This window comes from Candidatus Leptofilum sp. (assembly GCF_965223285.1).
Taxonomy (GTDB): Bacteria; Chloroflexota; Anaerolineae; order Promineifilales; family Promineifilaceae; genus Leptofilum.
Map to the genome: position 1 here is coordinate 3,469,388 of NZ_OZ244997.1, position 18,244 is coordinate 3,487,631.

At 52.4% G+C, this 18,244-nt stretch carries 10 protein-coding genes; 4 read left to right on the plus strand and 6 right to left on the minus strand.

Going from position 1 to position 18,244, the window contains the following annotated elements:
- Window positions 1–116: 116 nt before the first annotated feature.
- Complete coding sequence (locus ACOQPU_RS15690) at window positions 117–1,454, minus strand: AAA family ATPase (protein ID WP_420640776.1); 1,338 nt, start codon at window positions 1,452–1,454, stop codon at window positions 117–119.
- 299 nt (window positions 1,455–1,753) lie between these two features.
- Window positions 1,754–4,315 (minus strand): DNA gyrase subunit A, encoded by a 2,562-nt coding sequence (gyrA, locus tag ACOQPU_RS15695; RefSeq protein ID WP_420640777.1) that lies wholly within the window; start codon window positions 4,313–4,315, stop codon window positions 1,754–1,756.
- A gap of 475 nt (window positions 4,316–4,790) precedes the next feature.
- Between gyrA and ACOQPU_RS15700 the strand changes: the two genes are divergently transcribed.
- The 4 genes from ACOQPU_RS15700 to ACOQPU_RS15715 all read left to right on the plus strand — a co-directional run bounded on the left by ACOQPU_RS15700 (window position 4,791) and on the right by ACOQPU_RS15715 (window position 11,030).
- Window positions 4,791–6,056: a multiheme c-type cytochrome gene (locus ACOQPU_RS15700; RefSeq protein ID WP_420640778.1), complete on the plus strand. Its 1,266-nt coding sequence runs from the start codon at window positions 4,791–4,793 to the stop codon at window positions 6,054–6,056.
- 87 nt (window positions 6,057–6,143) lie between these two features.
- The gene (locus tag ACOQPU_RS15705) at window positions 6,144–7,808 is read left to right on the plus strand and encodes a cytochrome c3 family protein (RefSeq protein WP_420640779.1); all 1,665 of its coding nucleotides are present in this window, start codon (window positions 6,144–6,146) and stop codon (window positions 7,806–7,808) included.
- 3 nt (window positions 7,809–7,811) lie between these two features.
- Window positions 7,812–8,690 (plus strand): formate dehydrogenase subunit gamma, encoded by an 879-nt coding sequence (locus tag ACOQPU_RS15710; RefSeq protein WP_420640780.1) that lies wholly within the window; start codon window positions 7,812–7,814, stop codon window positions 8,688–8,690.
- A gap of 150 nt (window positions 8,691–8,840) precedes the next feature.
- Window positions 8,841–11,030, plus strand: coding sequence for a cytochrome c3 family protein (locus ACOQPU_RS15715; protein ID WP_420640781.1), 2,190 nt, complete (start codon window positions 8,841–8,843; stop codon window positions 11,028–11,030).
- A gap of 138 nt (window positions 11,031–11,168) precedes the next feature.
- Here ACOQPU_RS15715 and ACOQPU_RS15720 read toward each other — a convergent pair whose 3' ends face one another.
- From ACOQPU_RS15720 to ACOQPU_RS15735, 4 genes are all read right to left on the minus strand, one after another.
- Window positions 11,169–12,221, minus strand: coding sequence for a hypothetical protein (locus tag ACOQPU_RS15720; protein ID WP_420640782.1), 1,053 nt, complete (start codon window positions 12,219–12,221; stop codon window positions 11,169–11,171).
- A gap of 115 nt (window positions 12,222–12,336) precedes the next feature.
- Window positions 12,337–13,641 carry a helix-hairpin-helix domain-containing protein gene (locus ACOQPU_RS15725; protein ID WP_420640783.1) on the minus strand — a complete coding sequence of 435 codons (1,305 nt, stop codon included), beginning with the start codon at window positions 13,639–13,641 and terminating at the stop codon, window positions 12,337–12,339.
- 64 nt (window positions 13,642–13,705) lie between these two features.
- On the minus strand, window positions 13,706–15,928 hold the full coding sequence (locus ACOQPU_RS15730) for an amino acid permease (protein ID WP_420640784.1): 2,223 nt from the start codon (window positions 15,926–15,928) through the stop codon (window positions 13,706–13,708).
- A 156-nt stretch (window positions 15,929–16,084) separates the two neighbouring features.
- Window positions 16,085–18,181, minus strand: a complete 2,097-nt coding sequence (locus tag ACOQPU_RS15735; protein ID WP_420640785.1) for a hypothetical protein — start codon at window positions 18,179–18,181, stop codon at window positions 16,085–16,087.
- Window positions 18,182–18,244 lie beyond the last annotated feature (63 nt).

Sequence of the window (18,244 nt, forward strand, 5' to 3'; positions counted from 1 at the left end):
TCATGCGAAAACGGTTAACTTAAAAAGCCTCTCGCCATTTTGACGAGAGGCTTTTTATTTACCTTTTTGCGCGGAAAGTATCTGTCAATCCGCAAATACGGTTTACGGAATACCGGTTACTGATCTGCTAAAGTTGCCGCCATGTTTCCATCGACAAAGTAACTTTCACACGCTTCATCCACCAAGTCTGGCGTCAGGCGCGGGGCCGTGTTGTCGTAATTGCAAATGGAGATGACCGTTTTCACAATGTCGCGAGGATGCACAGCTTGCATGACACGGTTTGGCGCACGGTACCATTTTTGCAGCAGGTGGACAAACGCCTTTTTGTCGAAAGGAACATTGAACGATTTACAAGACTCTACAAAGATTTGGTAGAAAAGTTTCTCGCTGGGGCCGCCTACTTCCACTTTCATCTGAATGCGTCGCAAGAACGCGCCATCAACCAACTGCATCGGGTCCAGGTTCGTGGAGAAGACAATGAGCTGCCGGAAAGGGACTTCCAGGCTTTGCCCAGATTGCAGGCGCAGAAAATCAATGCCGCTCTCCAGGGGCACAATCCAACGGTTGAGCAGCTCTTGCGGGCTAATTTGCTGACGGCCAAAGTCATCAATGAGGAACATGCCGCCGTTGGCTTTGAGCTGAAGGGGGGCTTCGTATACTTTGGCAATGGGTTCGTAGCGCAGGTCTAGCGAATCCATTGTTAATTCACCCCCCACCATCACGGCAGGCCGCTCAAATAACCGCCAACGATGATCGAATTTTAATTTGTCGGAACGGCCGTTCGCAAAATCGGCCGCATGCACAATCATCTCCTTTTCCTCGATCGGCGTATGCACCAACGGATCAAACACCCGGATGATTTGCCCACCAACAGTGATGGCATCTGGCAGCCAGATGGGGGAATCACGCCCAATCAGTTTGGCAATGGCCTGGGCGATGGTGGTTTTGCCGTTTCCTGGCGGACCATACAAAAAGAGTGAGGTGCCGGCATTAACGGCTGGCCCCAGTCGGCGATCAAAATTTTCTGGCAAGATCAAAAAGCCCAGAGCCTGTTTCATTTGCGTGGGTGTAATGCGTGCCTCTCGCTTGGATTGTAGCAAGATGGCTTCGGTATATTTTTCCAATGAAATGGGAACGCGCCCAACGTACTGACTTCGTTCAAACGCATCGCGTGCCCGCTTGGTGCCAGCCTCGGTAAGCCCATAAATAAAGCTCAGGCTGCCCAGCCCGCCAGCCCGTTTTACCTCTACCAAATGCTCTTGCTTCATGCGGGCCAGCAGCTCATCGACCAAGCTGGGATGAATGCCCAAAACTTCAGCAAAGCGGGCAATGCTCACATCGCTTTCGTTAAAAAGCAAGCGAAAAATAATGTCTTGTATAAGACCTGTGGGAATTCCCAAATTGTCCAGCTTCATGACGGGTGCCAGAAGCTTCATTAGTTTGTCTGTTGACATGTTTTTACCTGTGCAGCAAGTTGGCGTCAGTTGATGCAGAAAGCCGTTTTGCCATGAGTCCGCAACCGTGTAGGGGAGAAGGTTCAGCGTTGGGACTTGCAATTTTTAATTACGTACAACTGGCTTCAGCGGCCAGCCATCGCACATACATGTTGAAGTATAAGGAGCCAATTTGGAGAAAAACATAGGAAATAGGCGGGAAACGGCCGTCGCCACCTCACCCATCCTTCCCATAGATCAAAAAAAGAGCACCGAAAATTCGATGCTCTTTCACAAAATCAATCGCAAGCAGGAAAACGTTAACCAGAAGCATCTCCAACTGTTACGCTAGGGGCAGCACCATTTTGCGCTGTCGCTGCCTCGCTTTCCACCAACTCTTCTGCCTCTTCATCCCCATTCACCTGCGACAAACGCCCCTCCCGAATGACGGCAACAGAAGCAATCGTATCACCTTCACGCAGCTCCATCACGCGCACCCCCTGCGTCGAGCGTCCCTGCTGAGAAATCACATCTGTCGCGGTACGCAAAATGATGCCATTGGCAGAAATACAGGTTACTTCATCGCCAGGCACAACCACCCGCGCACTAACAATCTTGCCCGTGCGCTCCGGCGCCAGCACCATGGCCCGCACACCCTGACCATACCGATTTTGCTGTCGGTACTCAGCCAACGGGGTTCGCTTACCATATCCTTTTTCTGTAATTACCAGCAAATCGTCATCTGGCAGCACCACATCAGCCCCGGCCACACGATCCCAGCTATCTAGCCGAATCGCATTGACGCCTGCCGCGTTGCGGCCCATCGGGCGCACATCTTCTTCGCTGAACCGAATCCCCTTACCTTGCTCGCTCACGATGATGAGGTCTTGCTCACCTGCCGTTAGCTTCACCCAGCTCAAACGGTCATCGTCGTCCAAATTAATGGCAATAAGACCACTGGGGCGCACGTTTTCAAACACATTTACTTCTACGCGCTTAATGCGCCCCTTGAGGGTGATCATAGTAAGGTATTCTGCATCTTCAAAGCTATGCACAGGCAAAGCGGCCGTAATGTTTTCCTCCGGCATCAATGGCAACACATTCATCAGCGAGGTACCCTTGGCCGTGCGATCCAATTCTGGAATGTTGTACGCCTTGTCTGCATATACCTTGCCCCGATCCGAGAAGAACAAAATGGTGTTGAGCGAGCCAGCAGCAAACAGATGCTCTAACTGGTCTTCGTCGCGGCGGCCCATGCCAATAAGCCCCTTGCCGCCCCGCGCCTGCTTGCGGTAAGCTGCTACCGGGGTACGCTTAATGAAGCCGCGCCGGGTAATGGAGATCAGCACATCCTCGTCTGGAATTAAATCTTCCATATTTATGTCTGCATCCATCCCCGGCAAAATCTCAGACGCTCGCTCATCGCCGTACTTTTCTTTGATTTCGTTGATGTCCTCAAGAATCAGACCCAAAATCTTCTTTTTATCGGCCAGAATGCCTTCAAGATATTCAATGTGGGCAGTGACGTCCCGATGCTCATCTTCGATCTTCTGCCGTTCCAGAGCAGCCAGACGGCGCAGTTGCATATCCAAAATGGCGGTTGCCTGCGCTTCAGACAAGCCAAACCGCTCCATGAGCTGCGCCCGGGCTGTATCGGCATCCGGCGAGCGACGAATGGTTTCAATCACATCATCCAAATGCCCCAGGGCAATAAGCAAGCCAGCCAAAATGTGCTGTCGCTTCAGAGCTTTATCCAGGTCAAACTGGGTGCGCCGGGTAATGACCTCAATGCGATGCTCAATATGAATCTGCAAGGCGCGCTTGAGTGAGAGCAAGCGTGGTTGCTTGTCTACCAACGCCAGCATCTGCACGCCAAAGGTGGTTTGTAGGGCGGTATGTTTGTATAGTTGATTCAGCACTTTAAGCGGCTGGGTGTTGCGCTTTAGCTCCACAATGATGGAGATGCCTCGCTTGTCAGATTCGTCCCGCAGGTCGCTGATGTCGGTGATAACACCTTTGTTCACCAGTTCTGCCATCCGCTCAATGAGCATCGCTTTGTTCACCTGGAAGGGAATCTCGGTGATGTTGATACGCTGCCGATCGGGATTGCGCGGCAGCGGTTCAATTTCTGCTTTGGCCCGCATAACCACGCGGCCACGCCCGGTGGCATAGGCACTGCGAATACCTTCGTTGCCAATAATAAGACCACCTGTCGAGAAGTCTGGTCCTTTTACCAAGTTCATCAGCTCATCTAGCGTCACGTTGTCAATGTCGTCGTACCGCTCAATGAGGAAGGCAATGGCCTCACACAGTTCGGTGAGGTTGTGCGGTGGAATGTTGGTGGCCATGCCCACAGCAATACCGGTTGCACCATTTAGCAGCAGGTTGGGCAAACGTGCTGGCAGCAAGTCTGGCTCTACGAGGCTATCATCAAAGTTTGGGGTGAAATCAACCGTGTTTTTGTCGATATCTTCGAGTAGTTCGTGGGCAATGCGGGCTAGTCGGGCTTCGGTGTAGCGCATGGCGGCAGCACTGTCGCCATCGACGCTGCCGAAGTTGCCCTGCCCATCAACCAGCATGTAGCGCATGGAGAAGTATTGGGCCATACGCACCATGGCGTCGTATACGGCCGTATCGCTATGCGGATGATATTTACCAAGTACTTCACCCACGATACGGGCACTCTTGCGGTGCGGGGATGAAGCACGAATGCCCATATCCCACATGGCGTACAAAATGCGGCGATGAACGGGCTTTAGGCCGTCACGTGCATCGGGTAAGGCGCGCGCCACAATCACGCTCATGGCGTAATCCAGGTAAGAGCTGCGCATCTCCTGGTTAATGTCAATATGGTTCACTGTTCCGATATTGTTCTCGTCCAAAATGGAACCTCCACAGAGGATTTCTATACTGTTTTTGGAATGTTGGCATAAGCTCTGAACAAACAAAAAACCACCGCGCTAAGGGTGGCAAAATATTCCTTTTTTATGTTACAGAACCAACCTCAATTATACCTTATTTTGGGGGATTTATCGAAATTTGACGGTTGCAAAAAATGCCGCCTTGCGGCATTATTGGTGACATTGTTCATACATCTCGCATTCACATTTTTACAACCGTTTTTTGACCATCAAACCTTTTTACCGTTTGTACACCTTCTGACACATAAGGAACGCTTATTTTCCCCAGAGGCACACCCTATTTCGCAACGTCTGTCATCTAGTGTGAATGACATTTGTCATTACGATTAAGACAAACTGCCCTGTACAATAAGCTCGCACATTAATCAAAGATAAGAACAGCTTGCAAATTCCGGTAGCAATTGCCCGGATGGAACGGGCAAAGGAGGCTTGAAAAATGGAACGCAGGCGACGGTTTTTGATGATTTTGTTCCTTACAGTTTTTGCACTATTGCTAGCGGCCTGTGCGGGAGAAACAGGCCCAGAAGGACCACAAGGGCCCATAGGCCCCCAAGGGCCTCCTGGCCCGGCGGGTGCCGACGGCGCACAAGGCTTGCCTGGTGCGCCCGGCGTTGATGGCTTAAGCTACACGCCGCCAGAGTTTATCGGCAGTGAGGCGTGTGCTGAATGTCATGAGGAAATCTATGATGTTTTCATGCGTAGCGGTCACCCCTACAAGCTAAACCGCGTTGTGGATGGTCAGCCACCCGAATATCCTTTCACCGAAGTTCCCAGCCCACCAGAAGGCTATACCTGGGATGACATCAGCTATGTGATTGGTGGTTACAACTGGAAGGCACGCTTTATCGACCAGGAAGGCTATATCATTACCGGGGATGAAAATGCGACTACACAGTATAACTTCTACAATCCTGAAATTGATTTAGGCAACAACTGGGTTGCCTACCACGCAGGCGAAGAAAAACCATATAATTGCGGCACCTGCCACACAACTGGCTACAGTCCGGTCGGTAATCAAGACGGTCTGCCGGGCATGATTGGCACCTGGGCAGCTGGTGGCATCCACTGCGAAGAGTGCCACGGCGCAGGCAGTGTTCATGCCGAAAATCCCATCACGGTACGGCCGATTATGGATCGCGATTCAGAATCATGTGGCAATTGCCATGTGCGGGGTGGCTCAGAGCAGGTAAATGCTAAAAACGGCTTCATCCAGCATCATGAACAATATGAAGAGCTGTTTCAGAGCAAGCACATCACCCTCGACTGTGTGGTGTGTCACGATCCGCATGCGGGGGTCATTCAGTTACGCCGAGATGGTGCCCAAACAACTCGGACAACCTGCGAAAACTGTCATCAGGCCGATGCAAAATTTGAAGCAGGTCATGACCGCATCAACGTCGATTGCATTGATTGCCACATGCCGCGCGTTACCAAAACGGCTCTGGGAGACCCGGAACGCTTTACGGGTGACATTCGTACTCACCTGATGCTCATTAACCCGCTCCAAATTGGACAATTTTCAGAGGACGGCACGGTGGCTCTTTCAGAGCTAGGGCTAGACTTTGCCTGCCGCAGCTGTCATTATGCAGATGGCCTGGCACCCGCTTTGACCGACGAGGAACTGATTGCCGTTGCCGTTGAGTATCACACGGAACCACCACCAGAACCAGCGGAAGAAACCACAGAAACACCCCAAGAATAACCGTTTGACCTGATGAGCCGCACTAACCTTAATTTGTTAGTGCGGCCGTCAGCTTCTCCCGTTTGGGCAATATTTTCGGAGGCTTCATTGATTCAATTTAACAAAAAAAGTCGCCTGATTTGGGGCACCGTGAGTGCCCTACTGGCTTGCCTGGTGGCTGTTTATGTTTTGCCAACGCAAGCCGCGCCCAAACAGGATATAACGGCCGTTATCCAATCGCATCCGTCCATTACGGGGATGGAACAGATGGAAACGGCCGTTTCTGCCCTGCCCCATCCCCAAATTGCAGACGACACCGCCTGCCGCCTCTGTCACCAAGATACCGAAGGCGAAGTTGTTTTCCCGTCTGGTGAAACGATTTCGGCCCAGGTAGGCCTGGCCACGCTAGCCAATTCAGCCCACGGTGATGCGGCTGCTGACCCACTGGCATGTTCAAGCTGCCATCAGCCTATCAACAACTACCAGCAGCCCCACACGCCAGTAGCCGCCGATACGTTGCGCGAGTACGAGTTGATGCAGTCTGCCAACTGCGAGACGTGCCACGTACAGCCCCACATCAGTAGCCACCCCGGCCCCGAATCAGAAAATCCGGTGGGGTGTACCGACTGCCACGGTTCGCACGACGTTCTAACGGTAGACGAATGGCAAGCAGGTGCGGGCACTGAAGCGTGTACTGATTGCCACGTTGAGCAGGATATTCCCATTGTAGATTCCAGCCAGCTTACGGAAATCATCCAGGCTGGTCTGTTTGCCCAGAAGGTGGACAACGACTACTGTCTGGCCTGCCACAGCCAAGAGGGGTTAACCTACACCTTCCCCAATGGCGACACGCTCAACCTGACGATTGACGCCAACGCACTGCACGACTCTGTGCATGGTGAGGGAAATGAATGGCAGCCGCTGGCCTGTACCGATTGCCACGAAGATGCGCGCTTCCCACACGAACCAATCACGGCCGCAAGTGAAAGGGAATATAATTTGCAACAATATCCTCTATGCGGCCGTTGCCACGAAACTAACTATGACCACGTATTAGATGATGTGCATGGTGCGGCCATTGCAGAAGGTGAAGTGGAAGCGGCCGTATGTACAGATTGTCACGGCGCACACGATACCCCCATCCCCGACGAGCCTCGTCAGCGTATCTCATACACCTGTGAGCAGTGCCACAGCACCATCTATGAAGAATACGCCAGCAGCATACACGGTGATGCCCTGCTTGCCGAAAGCAATCCAGATGTGCCTACCTGCATCAACTGCCACGGTGTCCACAACATATCGGACCCTACTACAGCCCTCTTCCGCCTACGCTCTCCGCAACTCTGTGCCGAATGTCACGCCGATGTGGATCTAATGGCCGAGTACGAAATTTCCACCGATGTGTTTGACACCTACGTGGCTGATTTCCACGGCACCACCGTGACGCTATTTGAGCACCAGGACCCAAATGCAGAAACCAACAAGGCCGTCTGCTACGACTGCCACGGCGTCCATAATATTAAATCCCCCGATGACCCGGAGGCAGGCATTAAAGCCAACCTGCTTGAAACCTGCCAACAATGTCATCCCGACGCCACAGCAAATTTCCCAAATAGCTGGACCAGCCATTTCAAGCCATCGTTACAAAACAACCCCCTTGTCTATCTGGTAAATCTCTTTTACCAAATTGTGATACCAGCAACAATTGGATTTTTTGGCTTTCTGGTTGCCACTGACATTTACCGGCGCGTACGCCTGCGACTGAGAGGATAGTAGATGACTAGCACAACTCAACAAGAAACTCATGAAGAAAAACAATATCCTCGCTTTCGGACAATGGCCCGGATTGAGCATTTTATTTTGATGGTGAGTTTCACCATTTTGGCCATTACCGGCCTGCCCCAAAAATATGCGCTGGAAAATTGGGCAGAGTGGATGATCAACGCGATGGGCGGCATTGAGTTGACCCGGATTATTCACCGCTGGTCGGCCATTTTGCTGGTGGTTGGTTCCATTTATCATCTCTTTACCTCGGCTTACCGCCTTTTTGTCAAGCATGAGCGTATGCGGATCATGCTCAGAAAGCAGGATTTATTTGATTTAATTCAAACAGTCAAATACAACCTGGGCTTGGCCGAGAATCCGCCCAAAATGACCAAATTTAATTTTGGCGAAAAGATTGAATATTGGGCAGTGGTGTGGGGTACAGCCATCATGATTATCACCGGTTTTGTGCTTTGGAACCCTATTGCCTCTACGGTTTTCTTGCCAGGTCAATTTATTCCCGCAGCCAAGGCCGCTCACGGCGGCGAAGCTTTATTAGCTGTTCTCAGCATTCTGGTCTGGCATATGTACAACGTGCACATTAAGCATTTCAATCCCAGCATATTTACGGGCAAGCTGCCCCACAGCCAGATGGAAGAAGAACATGCCCTGGAGCTGGAGCGGCTGGAACAAGGCGGTGAGCCTTGGCCAGGCCTGGCCTTACCGGTACGCCGCCGACGGCAGCGAATTTTCTTTGCCGTTAGCGTGGTTGTAGGAAGCCTGCTGTTGGTCGGTCTGATTTGGGCGTTTACATTTGAGCAAACTGCTATTGAAACAATCCCGCGAGTTACCCGTGAGGTGTTTGTGCCTCTAAGTACACCATCACCATAGCTAGTTAGCCATTTGCCTGGTTGGCTGGTTATGTTTTTAGAAGGCAGTGTTTGGTTCTAGCCTGGCAACTGCCTTTGAACCATTTTGGCGAAATGTGTGTAGGTTGCTTCTCTCACATTTTCCCAAAAATTCGTTGCAAAGGAGGTTTTTATGTATTACCCGAAGTATAAAAGCGTTTACGTTATTCTCGGGCTTTTGCTGTTTTTGTGCCTGGCTGTTGTTGCCTGTAGCCAAGAACCAGAAACGGTGGAAGTAACAAGGATCGTTGAGGTGCCTGGCGAGGCCCAAACTGAGACTGTTGAAGTTCCAGTAGAGGTTGAGGTAACGCGCGTGGTTGAGGTGATGATTGAGCCAGAAACGGCGATTTCCACCATTCCCTTCGAAGCACAGTGGGCCGCCTCTGGCCACGCTGATGCTAGCGCCGAAGCCTTTGTCCATTGGGACGAAGACGATCCAGCCGAGATTCCTGCTCGTTGCGCCAAATGCCACAGCACACCAGGTATTTTGGATTTCCTAGGAGCAGACGGCTCTGATTTTGGCACTGTAGACGCCGCAGCACCGCTTGGCACCACCGTTGAATGTGAAGCCTGCCATAATAGCGTAACGGCCGATCTGGCCAGCATCGTCTTCCCATCAGGGGCAGAAATCACTGGTTTAGGGCCAGAAGCGCGCTGTATGCAGTGTCATCAAGGGCGGGCTTCCACTGTGTCTGTGAACAATTCCATCGTTGAAGCTGGCCTCGATCCGGTCGCAGACCCAGATACCGTTAGCGAAGATTTGGGCTTCACCAACATCCATTACTACGCGGCTGCGGCCACGCAGTTTGGCACCTGGGCAATGGGTGGCTACGAATACGAAGGCCAGTCGTATGATTCCAAGTTTGACCACGTGGAAGGGTATGACACCTGCGTAAGCTGCCACGATCCGCACACGCTGGAAGTACAGTTCGACGAATGTACCGTTTGCCACACGGACGCCGCCAGCACAGATGACCTGGTGAACATCCGTATGCCCGGTTCATTGGTAGATTACGACGGCGATGGCGACATGAGCGAAGGCATCTTCTTTGAAATTGAAGATTTGCGCGCGATTTTGTTTACATCCATGCAGGCATATGCCGCAGAGGTAAGCGGCACCCCGATCGTTTACGACGATCACAGCTACCCCTACTTCTTCATTGATAGTGATGGCAATGGCGAAGTAAGCGAAGGCGAAGCAGCATTCCCCAATGCCTACAATGGGTGGACACCGCGTCTGGCCAAAGCTGCCTACAACTACCAGGCCTCGTTGAAAGACCCTGGCCGGTATGCGCATGGTGGCAAGTACATGATCCAGCTTCTCTACGATTCAATTGCTGACCTCAACGAGGCTATCGCTACGCCAGTGGACATGACAACGTTACGCCGTATTGACCACGGTCACTTTGCTGGTTCTGAAGAAGCATTCCGGCATTGGGACGAAGATGGAGCGGTACCTGGCAGATGTAGCAAATGTCATTCGGCCGCAGGGCTGCCGCTGTTTGCCACGGAAGGGGTATCTATTACTCAACCAACGGCCAACGGCCTGAACTGCGCCACCTGCCACAACGATCTAGAAACGTATGATATTTACGTATTTGACTCGGTAACCTTCCCCAGTGGGGCGCCGGTTTCCTTTGGTGAAGGCGAATCGGCCAATACGTGTATCAACTGTCATCAGGGTCGTTCTTCAACCGTTTCCATGAACAGTTCGATTGGCGATCTGGGTGATGACGAAATCTCAGATAATTTGCGCTTCCAGAACATCCATTACTTTGCGGCTGGCGCGACGCTCTTTGGCACGGAAGTGCAGGGGGCGTACGAGTTTGCTGGTAATGAGTATGTAGGCAAGAACGAGCACGTTGGCGCATTTGACGACTGTACAGAATGCCACAGCACACACAGGTTAGAAGTGAAAGTAGCTGAATGTACGGAATGTCATGAGAATGTGGAAACGGCCGCAGATTTGCTTGATATTCGTGTAAGCGAAGTGGATTACGACGGTGACGGCGACGTGACCGAAGGGATTGCTGGCGAAATTGCTACCATGACGGAAATGCTTTACACGGCGATGCAGGAATATTCGACCGGTGTTGGTGCAGATCTGATTGTGTACAACTCTCACGCTTACCCGTACTTCTTCAATGATGCAGACGAACGGTACGCAACTTGGACGCCTAGCTTGTTGCGGGCTGCTTACAACTACCAGTATGCCCAAAAAGACCCAGGCGCATATGCTCACAATGCCCAGTACGTCATTCAAATCTTGTATGATTCGCTGGCAGAAATGGGAGCTGATGTTTCTGGTATGACACGGCCGTAAGTCAGCAAAACGGTGGGTAAAACCGCCAAACGCTAACTTAGGTTAGAAAAGAGCAGGGGCTGGTTGCAACCAGCCCCTGTTTTATTTTGTAACAGTTAGACATCAATAGTCTTTAGAGACTTTTGATGCCTTGTTCCTCTACGGGGTTGCTGTGGGTGTTGGAGAAGGCAGCGGCGTCTCCGCTGGAACGGCCGTTGGCTCTGGTGTGGCGGTTTCTTCTGAAACTGAACTCGCAGTTGGGGCGGGAGTGGCCTCAACTGCCGTTTCTGTTGCCGGTGAGGTCTCTTCCACAATCTCTGCTTCTGGCGGTGGGCCAACAATAAGCAGCGTTAGCTCGCGGCTAGCCGCTTCCAAATCCTCAGCAACCATTGGCAGGTCTGTGGCAAAGCCGTCAGCAGCCAGCGTAAGGCGGGTCTGCAGCCGGAGCAAGGCTTGGGCAGCGAAGCTGTCTGGTTCAGCAGTGAGGCTGTTGGCAAAGGGAATGGCTTGAGCAACGGCCGTTTCTGCCGCACTAATATCGCCATCCACCAAAGCCAGCCGGGCATGGGTGAGCAGCCCCCATAGCTGAAGCTGAATCAAGTTTTGCTGAACGGCGGCGGCTTCGCTATCCCGTGCGGCGATTGTCTCGGTCGTTAAAGCAACCAAGCTCTCATCCAAATCGGCCAGGCGCAGACGCAAGGTGTCTAAACCCCCTCCCAGCTCGTCAATGCGCCCCCCGGTGCTGTTGAGATCACTTTGCAGCGCAACCAGGGCAGATTGAACCATTTCTAACTCACCTGCCAGATCGCCATTTTGGGCAACGGCCGTTGCCAGATTGGCTTCTAGGTCATCAATTTGGTCAGTTTGAACGGCCGTGTCTTCGCTTTGCACTGTTTGCAACGCCTCAAGCTGGCGGGTGAGTGCTTCAACTTCGTTTTGCAGTTGGTTAATTTGCATCTGCTGCTCAGGATCACCTTCAGCAAATTCTGCATTCACCAAATCGCGCAGCGAGTTTAGGTTCTGCTCATTGGCTTCAATGCGCATGAGCAAACTGTCGTTGGAGCGTTGAATTTCTTGCACCCCCAAGTAACCTGCATACCCTAAGCCACCTAGCAAGGCGGCTGCCAAGGCCAGGACAATAAAAATCAGCAGCACGGAACGAATTATCCACCAGAGGCGGCTGCCAAAGCTGCGTGGTTGATCGGTTGTCATTTTTAACTCCTCGTTTGTGGTCATGAAAAAACCTTTGAGATTGGAGACTGGAGATTAGAGATTGTGTTAATTTCCAATTCCTAATCTCCAAAATAATTGGTACGCATGGCGTCGCTCACGGTTGCGGTGCAGGCGTGTTGGTTGGGAATGGGAATTGGGTGGCGGTGGGCTGTGGTGTGCGAGTTGGTTCACCTGTTGGTGAAACGGCCGTTGTTGCAGATGCTTCTGCCGTCGGCGTATTCGTGCTAAATGGGGTAGGCGTCGGCGTGATGGTTTCATCCGCAGGTGCAGGCGTGGGCGTTGCGTTGCCCTCCTCCAAATCGCCTAGCAGCATGCGCAACCCATCCAAAAAGCTGGTAAATGTGTCAGCGGCACCGGCCACCTCTTGCAAACGCAACTCTAAATCACCAGAGCGCGTGGCCAAATAGCTAATAATCTCTTCGTTATCGGCGATCTCTTCCGTAAGGGCTTCGTTGGCTGCCGTTAGCTCATCTTGCAAGCTCTGGTTACTGGCCGCTTCTTGCGTGGCCACCACGCTCACGCGGGTAGAGAGCTGGTTCAGCTCATTGGTGCGAGAGATAATTTCTGTATCGAGTCGCTGCTGAATTTCGGTGTCGGTGGCGGCAAAGTTGAGGCTGCCCTGATTGAGCGAGGCCAGCAACAGCAAGGTGAGTACCGCGCCCAAAACGGCCCCAAACGTGGCTCCCAGCAAGGTCGTGACGCAACCGCGCCGCTGGGCAGCCGCTTCTAACTCTGCATTTTGTGTGGGCGGCATGGCCTCGGGTTCAGGCATTGTCTCAACGACAGGTTCGGCCAGCGGCAAATCCTCAATTTCCGGAGCAGGTGGTGGGGAAACGGCCGTTTCCAGTTCGTCTACTACATCCTCCACAGCAGCTTCCGGCTCATCATCTTCTTCCGCGGCATCCATTGGCTCATCCAGTTCATCCAGTTCGGGAAATGCCTCTGATTCAGCAAGTTCTTCCACCTCAGCAGATTCTTCAACTTCCTCTTCTTCCGCCATGCTTTCCAGTTCATCGACAACGATTTCTTCAACTTCAGCGATCTCATCGTCGGACACAGCCGGGGCGGGCACTTCGGCCGTCAGCAAGCCGTCTGGCTGGGGAGGTGCGTCTAACATCTCCATCGCCTCTGGCGCGTCTAGCAAGGGTAGCTCTTCTTCGGCATCAAGGTCCAGAGGAACGACCGTCGTTCGCGAAACCGGCTGCACCGTCACCAAATCCCCAAAGCCACGCACCATCTTTTCAGAAATGCCGGGAACGGCCGCTAGCTCAATCACCTCTTCGAAGGGATGGACCGTCTGCCGATATTCAATGATTCGCTCAGCCAGAATCTGGCCAATACCAGAAATGGTTGCCAATGTTTCCGCGTCAGCCACATTAATATCAATCTTTTCACTCATTGTTTGCTCCTTCATAAAAATTGGGGCGAATGCAGCACCAATCTTACGTTTCTGATCTCGAAATTTAGGCCAAAGCACTTTCTTCGCCAGAGTCGCGTACAAATAAACAAGAACCATCCACAGCCGTCACAATTCCCTGACAAAATGTGAGCCGTGCCGGATTCGGCAGCCCAAAAATGGCCAAATCGGCACGGGGAACCAGGTGCAATCCTTCGGAAAAAGAAGCCTGTACGACCGTCACGCCACTATTTTTGGGCAATCTGGCCAGATCAACCAGCGATTGTAAGTAGTCGTTGGCGGCTGGCACTTCTCTTTCGGTAGCAACTGCCATACACAAATTAATTTTACCAGACCAATTCTTGGTAAGTTGGTAGGCAAGCAACAGTGCCAAGTCAGAGTTGCTCCAACGCAAATCAACTTGCCAATCATCCCCTCGGTGTGAAATCCAAACGTTAACCAAATGCTGCCGCCCCAGGGCACGTACCGGATGTCGCGCTAGCAAAACGATGCCCATATTATAAGCGGCCGTTTTATCCACCAACTCCTGCAACTCATCCAGATTTGACTCTTTCCGCAAATTCAAAAACAGCAGATTAGGCCGGAAAAAGGTACCCCGCAAAATTTGTGTCGCCGAGCGCACCCCGTTTACTACATCCGCTTCCTCTAACAGCGTGGTGCGGGCAAAAATCCCCTCGTCAGCTAGCGCATCAGTCAGAGCAGGCAACCCCTTCAATGCCGAATCATCCCCTTCAGGGTAAATGCCCAGGGCATGAACCGCCCCCTGCGGTGCTGCTAACGCTCGCAAAAAGCGGTAGCTACCGGTTAGCTCCTGGGTTTGTACAATGGGTGCTAGCACCGACGGCTTCCAGGTGCGCTTTACCGCCGGGGGCAAGCGACTCACCCGCGTAGCCGCCCATTCTGCCAGCGACAAAAACATGCCGCTCCGTACGTCGCTGGGCAAAAATTCCAAATTGCGCCGCAGCAGGTAGCTGTACACCAAACCCACTACCACCACTGCCACCAGACTAAACACCGGATTGATGAGAACCATCACGAAAACACAACCAACAAGACCAATAAATGGCACAATGCGCGGTACCCGAAACGTGGGGCGAAAGCTGACAGTGCTCAACATCTGCTCGATCAACACAACCAAATTGAGCATACCATAGGTAATTAAAAAGAACATCGTGATGATGCTAGCTACTGCATTTAGTCCGCCGCTCGCCAGAGCAATCAGTAAAGTAACCAACCCAATGACGCCAGTGGCGTAGAGTGCTGGGCGGGGTTCATTGCGGTCTGTTTCCCGCGCCAAAATTTCACTGAAGGGCAAGATACTGTGCAGCGCCAAAGCCTGCATCACGCGGGGTGCCGCCACTAAGGAGCCAAGTGCAGATGAGAAAGTGGCCCCCAGCATTCCAGCCAGGATGGCCCACCCCCAAAATGCCTTGTCCACCATGATGGTACTTTCACGCCGCAGTTCATCCGCTGGGGCAATATGCGCCAACCAATAAGTCAGCAGCAGGTAGATAATCATTGTCAGCCCGATGGCACTCATGGTTCCCTGGGGGATGCTGCGGCGTGGTTCTTTGAGTGACCCACTGAGACTAATACCTACCATAATTCCCGTGACGGCAGGGAAGAAGATGGCAAATGCCTCCCAGAAGCTCCAGGTAGAAAATGGTCCCCAGAGAACGGCCGTTTCTGTCAATCCCGCTCGTCCCGCAATGGGGAAACTCGCCAGCAGGACCGAAATTAATGAAAAACCAACGATACCCAAAATGAGATATTGAATCCGTGCCGCAAATTGGGCACTGACATAGGCAATGCCAAACACAATAGCAAAGGTCAAAACAGAAACCACAAAGATGGAGTGCGAAGGGAAGATGCGTAACCACGCCTCGGCAAAGGCCAGCACATAGAGGGCTACTGAAATGCCCTGAGCAATAAACAGCGGAATCCCCACGCTGCCCCCCACTTCCAAGCCCAGCGATTGCGAGATGATGGCAAACGCGCCGCCAGCCCCCACCCGCGTATTCGTCACTACGGAGGAGACGGCCAGTCCGGTGGAAACAGTAATGACATGCGCCAGCAAAATGATGAGAATGGCTCCCAACAAGCCCGTATTCCCCACGACTTGCCCCAGACGCAAATACATAATTGCACCCAGGATGGTTAAAACAGTGGGGGTAAACACACCAGGGAAGGTGCCAAATTTTCCGTCGTGTTCGTGACCTTCGCCACCCTTTAACAAATTCCCCAAACGGGCTTGCATTTGCTCTAACACGCTTACCTCCCTCGGCCAAAATTGGTCAGGATTTATAATAGTAATTCAATATTGCCAGTGTCCCTCAATGCCAATTGACTCACTCTGCCAGGAAAGCGACCGGAGCGACTGAGTGAATCGTGAGGATTGCTAAATTATAACATGTGACCCGACGAATTACTCAGTTTTGGAGCAAGTGCTAATGGGCTCGCGCCAGGCGTTATCGGGCAATGTTTGGCCGTAGTTGTCGGTAGCGGGGCTGCGCTCGCCAGTTGCAAAATCGTAAACGCCCACGAGCAAGGTGTGGGGCGTTTGCCCTTCTTCTAGCGGTATTTCGCGCAAATCAAACAATGTCCAATCTGGTGTGGCTCCCAGTAAGCTAGGGCGAATTCCTAGCGGAGGGCCGTCTGATTGGGCGAGGAGACGGCCGTCTGCATCCAGCACCTGTACAAAAACCGAGGTCGTGTCGGGAATGTTTGTATAACGCTGCCGCCAGATCAGCCTCACATTTACAACATTGCCACAAGCCACTGCCATCTTTCTAGCACCATATTCATCTGGATCACCGAGGCTCAGTTGATGGGTATCAAATTGAGCGGTAATGTAGGCAGGTTCTTCGGTCATTGGCAGATAGGCTAACGAACCTGTTAACTGTGTTTGCGGCTGCTCAGCAGCATATTCCGTGATAAGCAGCACGCGCGGTTTATCAGTTAACGGGGGCCAACTGTGCTGGGCATGAATGCCATAAGCATACTCTGTTTGACTTTGTAATTCTGGCAGTTCTACAGCCCAGGCTTCTCCCTTGCCGATATTGTTGGCATTAGTAAGCTCCTCCACAAACAGATAATCGCCCAACATAGCCACAAATTCCACACCAATAGCATAAGTATTGGGGGGCACATCCAGCCATCGGGGCAAGTTTACGTAAACAATCTCCGAGTTTGGGATATGCACATCTTCTGTGGATTGTGAGACGCGCACCGGTTCAGTGAGCTGTTCGTATTGGGTGAGCTTGGTGCGGACAAATTGGATGCTGGTGAGGAGGATGAAGGTGAGAACGGCCGTCCACACTAACCATCGAAAACTTACCACAGAGGACACAGAGATTTTTGAGTTATCCTCTTTGCCTGTGGTTGTTTTTGTAAAACGGCCGTTCCGCACGCCCGCTAGCAAATGTGCCCACAGCAGCGCCACCCCCACGCTGCCCAAATAAAGCAGGCGCGGGCCACGCAGTAAATAATCGGTGGGGAGGGTGATGGCCAGGAGCAAGCTGGTAGCCGCCCACCAGCCGCCAGCCAGCAGCAGCGGCGCGCGCCAGGCTGGTTTTTGCCACGCCAGCCAACCCGCTGCCGCCAAAACCAATGCCGCACCAACCAGCGTAATCAGTTGGCCACTCACGTTGGGTAGCAGGTGGGCAAACCAGGCAAGGGGGAAAACGGCCGCTTGCAGCAAATACAGTCCATTCAGCCACAAATCCTGCCCAACGGCCGCTGCCTGGGGTGCACGACTAATGGGCAAAAATTGGTAGACAACCAAATAAACCAGCCCCGCCAGCAAAAACCAACGCCACGGCTGGCGCAAAAGCTGGCGCGGTTGGGTGAGCAGTTCTGGTTGGGTGCAAATGTGGACTAAAGCAGCAAAGCCACCGAAGAGAACGACCGTTTCATTCGTCAGCACCATCAAGCCAAAAAGTACCCAGGTAATGAACTGCCATTTGTGTGTTTTTTTATCAGCAGATTTAGAAGATTTTTTCTCTATAGTTCTTTGTGGTTCCTCTGTGAAACTCTGTGTTCCCTCTTTGGAAGAAACGGCCGTCAGGTAGCTATGCAGCCCCAGCAGCACCAACCCTGTCATTGCAGGATGCACATTGTGACCGTACACTGCCACTGCTTGGTAAGCAAAGGGGAATGTGGCAAAAATGGCACCAGCGGCAAACGCCCGTCGCCAATCGGGCCACAGCCGCCAGCTTAACCACGCCAGCAAGCCCGCGTTGGCCGCGTGCTGTACCACATTGTTGCCGTGCAGCAGCCAAGCCGGATAGCCACCAAACAACGCTTCAATGATCAGCATCGGGAAGAACGTCATGGGCCGATAAAAGCCAAACGCTTCGGTGGGCAGCCAAACAGTGCCAAAATCAAGCCCGCCCACAATGCGAATGTGCAGCAGCGTGTCGTAAATAAGCGGTAGCCAGACGGTGGGCCAATACAGCCAGCCAGCTCCAAGCATGACCAGAAACGTAGCAATGAGAATAGGGAGTCGCTTCAAGCGCAACATTTTTCTCCAAACAAATAAAAAATGGCTTCCAGCAATTGCCAGAAGCCATTCTATTATACCGAA

Bases quoted from the DNA above. Each gene is read 5' to 3' on its own strand.
- ACOQPU_RS15690 (WP_420640776.1), bottom strand. From the start codon at position 1,454: ATGTCAACAGACAAACTAATGAAGCTTCTGGCACCCGTCATGAAGCTG.
- ACOQPU_RS15700 (WP_420640778.1), top strand. From the start codon at position 4,791: ATGGAACGCAGGCGACGGTTTTTGATGATTTTGTTCCTTACAGTTTTT.
- ACOQPU_RS15710 (WP_420640780.1), top strand. From the start codon at position 7,812: ATGACTAGCACAACTCAACAAGAAACTCATGAAGAAAAACAATATCCT.
- ACOQPU_RS15715 (WP_420640781.1), top strand. From the start codon at position 8,841: ATGTATTACCCGAAGTATAAAAGCGTTTACGTTATTCTCGGGCTTTTG.
- ACOQPU_RS15720 (WP_420640782.1), bottom strand. From the start codon at position 12,221: ATGACAACCGATCAACCACGCAGCTTTGGCAGCCGCCTCTGGTGGATA.
- ACOQPU_RS15725 (WP_420640783.1), bottom strand. From the start codon at position 13,641: ATGAGTGAAAAGATTGATATTAATGTGGCTGACGCGGAAACATTGGCA.
- ACOQPU_RS15735 (WP_420640785.1), bottom strand. From the start codon at position 18,181: ATGTTGCGCTTGAAGCGACTCCCTATTCTCATTGCTACGTTTCTGGTC.